The following is a 10615-nucleotide window of genomic DNA, read 5'->3' as shown; positions in this document are numbered from 1 at the left end:
CCGGGCCATGTCCGACCGTGCAATGCTCTTTTCGCCCTCCTAGGCGGTGTCGCCGTACATTTCCATGACCTTCTTCACACGGTATTCCTTCGGCGCGTGGATGAACACCCGCACGATGTTTTCCCGGCCACGTAGTACATAATCCGCCGCCCGGCCCACGATCACGCAGGACCCCTGATCCGCAATCATCCGGATGGCTTTTTCCTGTGCCGTAATGGCCTGTTGTACAGCGCTGGTGCTCAGGTACAATTCACGCATGACGGCATTTTCGTCCGCGTTCAGGCCGGAGATAAACTCCTTTGCAAGGCCGCTTTCCTGGGCGGCCAGGGCAGTCAGCTCTTTGTAGTAGCAGGGAACGCCCAGCTTTTCTGCCACCAGCTGGCCTATCCGTTTCCCCGCGGAGCCATGCTCCCGGGCAATGGTGACGATCACCCCGGGCCTGCTCTTCTGCAGAGTCCCGGCGGTTTCTTGTATGTTGCTATCCGGGATACTCAGTTCCTTCCACAGCCGCACCATGACCGTTCCCGTGATGAGAATGGTAAACACATCCGCCAGCGGCGCGGCCCAGAAAATACCGGTCACGCCGGTGAAGATGGGAATAACCAGGGAAAACACGATGAGCAGCACATCACGCAAAACGGACAGCGGAGCGGCGGCTTTCGCATGGCCGATGGACTGTAAAAAGATAGCACAGACCTTCTGCACACAGGTAAACAGGATCAGCGACAGGTAGATGCGTAAGCACAGCACCGCAAACCGGGTGTACAGCTCGCCGTCCGCGCCGAACATCTGGATGAACACCAGAGGGAAAGCCTCAAACAGCACCGTACAGACAAGACAGACGATCACTGTCCACTTTATCATCAGCTTCAGCAGCTCCCGCACCCGGGTGTGCTTTTTCGCTCCGTAGTTGTAGCCCACAATGGGCTGTGCCCCTGCCGCAATGCCGATGGCAATGTTCAGCACAATCTGGAACAGCTTCATGATGACCACGAAAGCGGCCAGGGGAATGTCCGCCCCATACTCCGACTGCGCACCGTACTGCACCAGCAGGATGTTGTTGATGACCGTGATCACCACAATGGACAGCTGGGTCAGCAGGCTGGAGGTTCCCAGGGCCATCACCTGCCGGAGGATTTTTCCATTCGGCTTGAAGCTGCTGCCGCCTATACGGAAGGTCTTGCTCCGGACCAGGTAGGCGGCGCAGATGAGGAAGCTGACGAACTGCCCCAGAATCGTGGCCCAGGCTGCGCCCTTTATTCCCATGTCCAGCACAAAAATCGCCACCGGGTCCCCAATAATGTTCAGCACCGCACCCACCAGCATGGCTCCCATAGCGTACCGGGGGCTGCCGTCTGCCCGGATGATGGAGGCCAGGGTGTTCTGCACCAGGGCCAGGGGCATCATAGCGTAGATGATGAAACCGTAGTCGTGGGCCAGGGTGAGGTTCTGGTCCGTGGCCCCGATGAGCCGGAGCAGGCCGTCGCCCCAGGCGTAGCTGACCGCGATAATGATTGCTCCGCCCAGGAAAGAGCCGAGAACGGCATTTGCTACAATTCTGTGGATATTTTTCGTTTCGCCCCGGCCCAGGGACACGCTGAGCGCCGCGGCAGCTCCATCACCAAAGAACAGCGAAACGCCCCAGCCTATCACCGTGATAGGGAAGATAACCCCGGTGGCGGCGTTGCCCAGATAGCCCACGCCATTGCCTACAAAGATCTGGTCCACAATGTTGTACAGGCAGGAAATGATCAGCGAGAAGATGCAGGGAATGGCAAATTTCCCCAGAAGCCTGCTTACCTTTTCCGTGCCGAGATAGGTACTGTCCTGCATAAAAAACCTCCTGAAAATGCCAAGGGCGGCACACGTCCGACGCGCGCCGCTCCTATATCTGGCATCCCCAAAAGAATAGACACACGCCGTTTTCCGTACCGTAATCAGGCTTACGCACAGATACTTTATGAGGGTATTCCGTGCCGCGTGTGTCGTTGAATGGCTATATTTGATTTGCTTGGTCAGTATAGCATTTTTCCGGCGGGAAAGTCAAATGGTCATTTTGCACAAAGAGTTTCCCCGGAGGGCCGCCCACTCCCCAAGGTGCGGTAGGTAAAGACAATTATTGCGGCACAGATCAGAAAGGTCAGCACATCGGAAACGGGCATGGAGTACAGCACCCCGTTCAACCCGAACCAGGCGGGCAGCGGCAGCGCGAATCCCACGCCGAACACCACCTCGCGCACCAGGGAAATGGCTGTGGACGCGAAAGCCCTGCCCAGGGACTGCAGATAGATAAAGGTCCCCTTGTTCACGGTGGCCAGCACCGTCATAGACAGATAGACCCTGAAACACTTGACCGCGTACTGTGTGTAATAGACGCTCTCGTTGGCCGCGCCGAATATGCCGATAAGCTGCCGTGGGAACAGCTCTACAATCAGCAGCGCCGCGGCCCCCACGGATGCCTCCGCCGCCAGCAGCCGGGTAAAAAGAGCTTTGGCCCTGTCCATCCTGCCCGCGCCGATGTTATAGCCCACCACAGGGATACACCCCGCCGCCAGCCCTACGGCGATGGAGATGACGATCTGGAAGAATTTCATCACGATCCCCAGCACCGCCATGGGAATCTGGGTATACTGTCCCTGACCGAACACCGGGTCAAGGGCACTGTATTTCAGCGTCATATTCTGGATAGCCGCCATAGCCATGACCAGGGAAATCTGGGAGAGGAAGCTGCAGATGCCCAGTGGGATATACCTTTTGACCAGCGCCCTGTGGATGCGGAAGTCGTGCCGCCCCAAATGGACGGCCTTCATGTGGCAGAGGTACCAGACCGCCAGCCCCGCCGTCAGCACCTGACCCAGAACAGTGGCCGCCGCCGCGCCCATCATGCCCCAGCGGAACACGAAGATGAACACCGGGTCAAGCACGATATTGACAGCCGCCCCGGCTAGTGTGGAGGCCATGGCGAACTTTGGGCTTCCGTCCGAGCGGATGATAGGGTTCAGTGCCTGGCCAAACATATAAAAGGGGACGCCCAGTGAAATATAGAAGAAATACTCCTTTGCCTGCCGGAAGGTTTCCGGGTTGACCTGCCCGCCAAACAGGGTCAATATCTGATCGCTGAATGTCAGGTACACCGCCGCCAGCAGCACTCCCGCTCCGATGCAGAGCAGCACGGCGCTGCCAATGCTCCCCCGGGCGGAATCCCGGTCCCCGGCACCCAGGCTGATGCTTACAAAAGCGCAGCAGCCGTCGCCAAGCATGACAGCAATCGCCAGGGCCACCACGGTCAAAGGGAAAACCACCGTGTTGGCGGCATTGCCGTAGGAGCCCAGATAGCTGGCATTTGCAATAAAAATCTGGTCCACGATGTTGTACAGGGCCGCTACCAGCAGGGAGATGACACAGGGAACCGCATACCTGCCCATGAGCCGGCCTACGGACTCGGTTTCGAGAAACGCATTTGACTTGTTGTCCATGAAAATACCTCCTGAGAATTCAGAAAGCCGGACTTACGCCTATTGGCCGCACACTTTCCATAATAAAAACAACGTGCAGCTTCAACCGGAATTACGCGGTAACACTACACGTTGCAGCTTTAGTATAGCAAATGGAGTCCGAAAAAGTCAAGCAGAATTTTCAAAAGGTACCTTGACAAATCCGAAAGGCAAGGGGTATAATGTCAAGGTACCTAATATAAATTTGAGAGGAGCTCAAAAAATGAAACGGAATGAGAGCTTTGAGAAGCACATCGCTTGGCGCAAGGCGCACTATGAGCAGGAGGACGTGAACGGCAGGCTGGTTATCAATCTTCGGGACATCGGACACACCATGCGGGATATGTCGGAAGGGCGGGGCAGTCAAAAGCGCATTTTGACCGTCCTGCTGGAAACCGGTTCCATTACCCAGCGGGAACTGACGGAGCGGCTGGGCATACAGCCCGGCTCTGCCAGCGAGGTGATCGCTAAGCTGGAAAATGCCGGGCTGCTTACCCGCACGGAGAGTGAAATCGACCGCCGCACTGTCGACGTTGCTCTAACCGAGGAAGGCAAACGGCAGGCAGAAGATGCCAATTCTCAGCGCATAAGGCGGCATGGCGAGATGTTCTCCTTCCTGTCTGATGAGGAAAAGAGAATGCTGCTGAAGCTTTTGGAAAAGGTAAATGCGGACTGGGAATCCAGATACGCGGACCGCCAGGCACATCACCATGGCCATCATGAGCATCACGGACACCATGGCCCCCATAGTGATTGGGAAGGCCATCACCATCACGCCGCCAGAGAAAACGACGGCCACCCCCGCTGTAATCATGACTGTGCCAACTGTCCTGACCCTTGCGGGAAAGGCAGGGCCTTTCGGGAAGGCGGTAAATAGGCGGTATGTGGAAATATGTGAAAAGATACCTGCCGCTGGCGGTCCTTGCCGGGCTTTTCATGGTGGGGGAAGTGTTGATGGATCTGGTGCAGCCCGGCATCATGAGCCGTATCGTGGACGATGGTGTGCTGGGAATGAACAGCAATGGCGCAGGCGATTTGTCCTTGATCTGGACTCTGGGGCTGCAAATGATCGGCCTGGTATTGTTCGGCGGGCTATGTGGCTCCATGAACAATGTGTTTGTCCACCTGTCCGGCCAGAACATCGGCAACGAAATGCGGAAGGACGCCTTCCGGCGCATTATGGCGTTTTCCTTCCCCCAGACAGACAAGTTCGGGGTGGTGTCTCTGGTGACCCGGGTTACCAATGATATCACCCAGGTGCAGAATTTTGTGTCCCAGTTTGTCCGGGGCATGATACGATGCGTGTTCCTGACCCTGGGCAGCATCACGTTTATGTTCCTGCTCAATCGCGAGTTTGGGCTGGTTCTGCTGTGCGCGTTCCCCTTTATTGTGGGGGTTTTAGCGTTCTGCCTTTGGAAAGCCAACCCTCTTTTCCCACGGCTTCAGGCCCAGCTGGACCGGATCAATGCGATCATGCAGGAGGACGTTTCCGGCATACGGATCATCAAAGCCTGTGTCCGGGAGGTTTATGAGAAGGCCCGGTTCGGCAAGACGAATGATGAACTCATCCGGACTCAGATGGAGGTGCTGGTAATTTTTGCCTTTATGAATCCGGCCATAAACGCCCTGATGTACCTGACCACAGCCGTTATCTGCCTTTCCGGTTCCCGGCAGGTAACCGGCGGCGGCGCGACCCCTGGAGTCATTATGGCGGCCATCACCTATACCACACAGCTGCTTCACGGCATCCTTATGCTGGTCATGCTGTTTCAGAGCATCTCTAAGGGGCTGGCCTCATGGAAGCGTGTCAAAGAAATCCTGGATGCCCGTCCCGAACTGGAAAACGGCAGTTTTTCCGGCAGCACAGAGCTGCGGGGGGCTGTGGAATTCCGCAATGTGAGCTTTTGCTACCCCGGCAGCGGTCGTCCCGCCCTGAAAAATATCAATTTGAAAATAGCGCCGGGAGAAACCGTTGCGGTTATGGGGGCCACCGGCTGCGGCAAGTCCAGCCTTGCAAACCTGATACCCCGTTTTTACGATGTGCAGTCCGGTGCGGTGCTGGTAGACGGCGTGGATGTGCGGGAATATGACCAGCAGGCGCTGCGCCGGAAAATTGCTGTTGCTCTGCAAAGGGCCGAGCTGTTCAGCACATCTATCAGCGAGAATATAACGTGGGGCAGGCCCGGAGCCAGTCATGAGGAAATCCTGTCCGCAGCAGAAACCGCCCAGGCAGACAGCTTTATTCAAGGCCAGGCAGATGGATACGGTACCCTTGTAGCAGAGCGGGGGATGAGCCTGTCCGGCGGGCAGAAGCAGCGGCTTTCCATTGCCCGGGCCGTGATAAAGCCGGCGGAGATTTTGATATTTGATGATTCTACCAGCGCCCTTGACCTTCGGACAGAGGCAAGGTTTTACGAGGCCCTGGATGCTGCCCGCCAAGACGCCACAAAAATCATCATCGCCCAGCGCATTGCTTCTGTCCGCCGGGCAGACCGCATTGTAGTCATGGATAAGGGGACTGTCGCAGCGGCGGGCAGCCACGAAGAGCTTATGCAGTCGTGCCCCGTCTACCAGGACATCTATCGCTCACAAATGGGAGAGGGGGCTGAACAGATTGCCTGAGCAGAAACCCAATGTGGAGATGCGGAGCATCCCCGGCATGATGAATCGGGGGCCGGGTGCGCGGTTCGCCGCGGTGGAGCACGCCGAGAACGCTGGGGCCACCTTCAGGCGGATCGCCGCGTATTTTGGCAAAGAGAAGGCTATGGTGCTGGGAATGCTGGCGGCAGTGGTTTTCGGGACCCTGTGCGGCGTGTACGCGCCCAGCGTACAGAGCCGGGCCATTGACATAATTGCCGGGAGCAGGGATGGCTTTCTGCTTCCCACCGTGGGGCTTATGGCGGCGGTGTACCTGCTGTACAGTGTCAGCCAGCTTTTTCAGGGGCTCATCAGTGCCAGACTCAGCCAGCGCCTTGTAAAGCGGATGAGAGATGAGCTTTTTTCCAAACTCATCGACCTGCCGGTGAAATATCACGACACCCATTCCCATGGGGATGTGATGAGCCGCATGACAAATGATGTGGAGAATATCTCCACCACCGTGTCCCAATCGCTTCCCTCCCTGTTCTCCGGGGTTCTTACCATGATTGGCACTGTGGCCATCATGCTGTGGTACTGCTGGCAGCTGGCTCTGCTCAGCTTTGCCACGGTGCTGCTGACAGTGCTGGCTACCAAGCTGTTGTCCGGGCGGGTGCGCAGATACTCCCGAAAGCGGCAGGCGTATCTGGGGCAGCTTAACGGCACGGTAGAGGAAATGGTATCTGGTTACCGCACAGTGGTGGCTTATCAGCACGAAGATATCACCACAGAAAATTTTTGCGGCACCTCGGATGAATTGACCAAAGCGGGAATCAAAACGGATATTTTCAGCGGTGTTATGGGTCCTGTTATGAATTGTATCGGCAACATTGGCTTTGTTATCATCGCGGCCTTCGGCGGGTATTTTTCTATCAACGGTTTCATTTCCGTGGGGGTCATCTCTGCTTTTATCGTGTATGCCAAGCAGTTCAGCCGCCCTGTCAATGAGATTGCCCAGGTGTACGGCCAGCTGCAGACGGCCATTGCCGGGGCAGAGCGTTTGTTTACCGTCCTGGACGAACAAGATGAAGATATGTCCGGGGAGCCTCTGGAGCCCCATCGCGCGGCGGTGGAGTTTTCTCATGTGGACTTTGCCTACACTCCGGGGCGCCCGGTACTTCGCGACTTCACCTTGCAGGTGCCTCCCGGCAAAAAGGTAGCTCTGGTTGGTGCAACCGGCAGCGGAAAGACCACGGTGGTCAACCTGCTCATGCGGTTCTATGATATTGACAGCGGAACGATACGGATCGACGGGCAGGATATCCAAAAGGTGAACCGCGGCAGTCTGCGGAAGAATGTGGCCATCGTTTTGCAGGACACCGTGCTTTTCAGTGATACGGTGCGTAAAAACCTGGAATATGCCAGGGATAACGCCCGCATGGGCGACATTGAAAACGCCGCTGAACTAAGCCATTGCAGTGAGATGATCCAAAAACTGCCGGAGGGCTATGACACCCTGCTGGCAGCCTCCGGCGCGAATATCAGCCAGGGCCAGCGGCAGCTCCTTGCCATTGCCCGGGCCTTTGTGGCGGACCCTAAGATACTCATACTGGACGAAGCCACCTCCAATGTAGACACCCGCACGGAGAAAGCCATACAAGGAGCTATGCAAAAAATCATGGAAGACCGCACCAGCATTGTGATCGCCCACCGGCTGTCCACCATCCGGGACGCGGATATCATCGTAGTAATGGATCGGGGGGAGATCATAGAGAGCGGGAGCCATGATGAATTGATAAAAAAGAGAGGGAAATATTACGATTTGTATAAAACCCAGTATGCTGGGTTTGCAACATAACCAAGGAGGAAATACTATGGAAATCAGCCGTACTTTTTATTCAGACGCACACACTGCCCATGAAGTCACCTACACCCCGGACATCGTTTTTGCCCACCGGGAAACCGGCGATTTGAAACTGCAGATGCTGTCGCCCGCGGCCCCCAACCTGCCGCCCAGGTTTGTGAATCCCATCTTTGCAGAGCTGGAAAAGGAAGGAAAGATTCCGCCTCATCCCAAGGACACCCGGCGCTTCCCGCTGCTGGTAGACGTACCCGGTTCCGGCTGGAGCGGCGCACAAGGGTATGCCCATGTGCCGAAAATGGTAGAGCTTGCCAAATTGGGCTTTGTAGTGGCCAGCATTGAGTATCGGGGGACTTACAAGGATGATGTACGTTTTCCCGCTGCCGTGCAGGACACCAAAGAGGCCATCCGCTTCCTGAGGGCCAATGCGGAAACGTATCATGTAGACCCCGCTCACGTAATGCTGCTGGGCGATTCCTCCGGCGGGCACACGGTGGCTATGGCCGCTCTCACCGGGAACGAGGAACGCTTTAACATCGGTGAACATTTGGAACAAAGCACCGTGGTGGAGTCCTGCGTCATTTTCTATGGGCCAAACGATTTGCTTAACCTTGTGCCAGACCGTCTGGCAGAACACAAGAAGCTTCGGCCCGGCGAGGGCGAGTTCCCCTTTGAGGCCAGGGAGATCTTCAAAGAGGATTTCCGGCAGAACCCCGAAGGAATGCTGGCCGATGCCAGCCCCATCAACTATATCGAGAGGGCAAAAAAACTTTCGGCATTTCTATTCATCCAGGGTGAGGAAGACCCTATCATCCCTATGCGGCAGGGACTGCGCTTCTGTGAGAAAGTGCGGGAGCATGGTGGCCGGGCCGAGTTTGTGAAGGTTTGCGGCGCGGGCCATGGCACTGGCTGCTGGCCGAAAGAGGTTATGGAGATGGTGGGGCAGTTCTTGAGGGCTTACCAAACAGTTTAACAAGAAGTCTATGGGGGGGTCACATACTACCCAAAAACTAACCCCCCGGAACTTTTAGAAGTTTCGGGATTCTTTTTTGCATTTCCCTTTCCTTGAACCATATGAGGATGAGCCCGAAAGCTGCTGGATTCGATTTGCAGAGAGATTGCCCACCGCCTTTTCCATGTAAAATTAAATACGCAAAAGGCGTTCTTTCGGCCCTGATTGCCGGAAAGAACGCCTTTTTATATTACCTGTCTTATCCTTTTGTAGGCTGCCGAGGCCCACCCCCAATCAATCGTTTTGCCAACCCAAAACAGATTGATTGGAGGAACCAACGGTGGAATATACACCAAAGAAAGTGTTTGTCTTAGACGGCAAAACTTACCTGGAGCTCAGTTACGCTGAGTTCCGCCAGCAGAAAGATACATACCATGGCAGGCGGTTCATACCTCTGCATGGTATGCTGATGGAAGTGCCTGAAGGTGACTACAAGGCGTTTTACAAGAGGAAGCGCCGCGAGAAATATCTAAAGAAGCGTTCCAAGGATAACGGCGACTTCTCCTACGATATGCTTACCACGGATGATTTCAACGGTGAGGATATCCTGGTGGACACGATAGCTGACACGGCAGGACAGGCGGAAAAGGAACTTCTGGTGGACAGGCTCCGCCAAGAGATTGCCCTGCTTTCTGACAGTGAACAACAGCTATTGCATCAGTTTTTCAATCAGCAGCTATCCGAAAGGGCTATTGCTAATATGTACGGCGTTTCCCAGGTCGCAATACATAAGCAAAAAGCTCGTGCCCTCGCAAAGCTGAAAAAACTTTTGAAAATTTAAAATTTGAAGGTTATCAGACCCCTTACTTTTTGGCTTTAGAAAGTGAGGGGGCTTTCTTGTTCCCCTCCTTGCTCTTTGACAACCGAATACTCAGCGCACCTTTTACTTTCCTTCTGCTGCCGTGAGGAGCGGCAGCCATATGAGCGGACGCCACTCGGCCTCCAGGCTCAGACGGCAGGATGCACACCTGCCGTCTGGGACGACCAGCAGAAGGGATAATGATACTTGCGTCCCGTCCTAAAGCCGAGCGTGACCCGTCGCAGCAAAGGAGGGCGCCCTGCGGAGATCCCGCAGGTGGTGAGATTCCAATGAGGCCGAGATGCAAAGCATCTCGTAGGCATAGGCCGGGAGGTGCGTTCCCCGTCCAGGGAAGTTGAGAACAAATATGGGCACGCAAAACGATTGATACAAGGCGGCAGTCTGCCCGTTGGACTGCCGTCATTACTTACGGAGGGAACTATGAGAAATGTAAAGCGCGGCGAAATCTTTTACGCCGATCTCTCGCCAGTAGTCGGCAGTGAGCAGGACGGCACTCGCCCTGTCCTCGTCATCCAAAATGATACCGGCAACAAGTTCAGCCCCACCACCATCGTGGCGGCTATCACCAGCAAGTCGGAAAAAGCAAAACTGCCCACCCACGTTATTGTTCATGCAGATGGGTTGGAAATGGAGTCCGTTGTGCTACTGGAACAAATCAGAACAATCGACAAGCGCAGGCTGATTCGTTATAGCGGCAAGCTGAGCAAAACCGCTATGGGCCGAGTGGATCATGCGATCATTGTGAGTTTTGGAATCAAATATATGGAGTCCTGCAAACAGAAGTCAAGCCCCAAGATAGAGGAAATAGAAAATTTTTTAGAAAATGAAAAAGTGTATACCAAACCAAGCCT

At 55.3% G+C, this 10615-nt stretch carries 7 protein-coding genes and 1 pseudogene; 6 read left to right on the top strand and 2 right to left on the bottom strand.

Features of this window, described 5'->3' with window-relative positions; all coding sequences use genetic code 11:
* Window positions 1-39: 39 nt before the first annotated feature.
* Both D7X94_RS14760 and D7X94_RS14755 read right to left on the bottom strand, forming a co-directional pair.
* The gene (locus D7X94_RS14760) at window positions 40-1833 is read right to left on the bottom strand and encodes an MATE family efflux transporter (RefSeq protein ID WP_243111339.1); all 1794 of its coding nucleotides are present in this window, start codon (window positions 1831-1833) and stop codon (window positions 40-42) included.
* 218 nt (window positions 1834-2051) lie between these two features.
* A complete protein-coding gene (locus D7X94_RS14755) occupies window positions 2052-3476 on the bottom strand; it encodes an MATE family efflux transporter (protein WP_120428430.1) in 1425 nt (474 codons plus the stop codon).
* Between the two features lie 241 nt (window positions 3477-3717).
* Between D7X94_RS14755 and D7X94_RS14750 the strand changes: the two genes are divergently transcribed.
* The 6 genes and pseudogenes from D7X94_RS14750 to D7X94_RS14725 form a co-directional block, all read left to right on the top strand.
* On the top strand, window positions 3718-4371 hold the full coding sequence (locus D7X94_RS14750) for a MarR family winged helix-turn-helix transcriptional regulator (RefSeq protein WP_158591047.1): 654 nt from the start codon (window positions 3718-3720) through the stop codon (window positions 4369-4371).
* Between the two features lie 5 nt (window positions 4372-4376).
* Window positions 4377-6116, top strand: coding sequence for an ABC transporter ATP-binding protein (locus tag D7X94_RS14745; protein WP_120428428.1), 1740 nt, complete (start codon window positions 4377-4379; stop codon window positions 6114-6116).
* Window positions 6109-7929, top strand: a complete 1821-nt coding sequence (locus D7X94_RS14740; protein WP_243111338.1) for an ABC transporter ATP-binding protein — start codon at window positions 6109-6111, stop codon at window positions 7927-7929. The genes D7X94_RS14745 and D7X94_RS14740 overlap by 8 nt, the downstream gene beginning before the upstream one ends.
* A 16-nt stretch (window positions 7930-7945) precedes the next feature.
* Window positions 7946-8905, top strand: a complete 960-nt coding sequence (locus D7X94_RS14735; RefSeq protein ID WP_158591046.1) for an alpha/beta hydrolase — start codon at window positions 7946-7948, stop codon at window positions 8903-8905.
* A gap of 319 nt (window positions 8906-9224) precedes the next feature.
* Entirely contained in the window at window positions 9225-9725 is a 501-nt protein-coding gene (locus tag D7X94_RS14730; protein WP_120428426.1) for a sigma factor-like helix-turn-helix DNA-binding protein, read from the top strand.
* 459 nt (window positions 9726-10184) lie between these two features.
* Window positions 10185-10520, top strand: a pseudogene (locus D7X94_RS14725) (type II toxin-antitoxin system PemK/MazF family toxin); the annotation flags it as partial.
* Between the last annotated feature and the right edge of the window lie 95 nt (window positions 10521-10615).

Origin of the sequence: Acutalibacter sp. 1XD8-33 (assembly GCF_003612555.1) — a bacterium.
Classification (GTDB): domain Bacteria; phylum Bacillota; class Clostridia; order Oscillospirales; family Acutalibacteraceae; genus Acutalibacter.
Note: the sequence above shows the minus strand (reverse complement) of the source record. Positions and strands in the feature narration are given on the sequence as shown.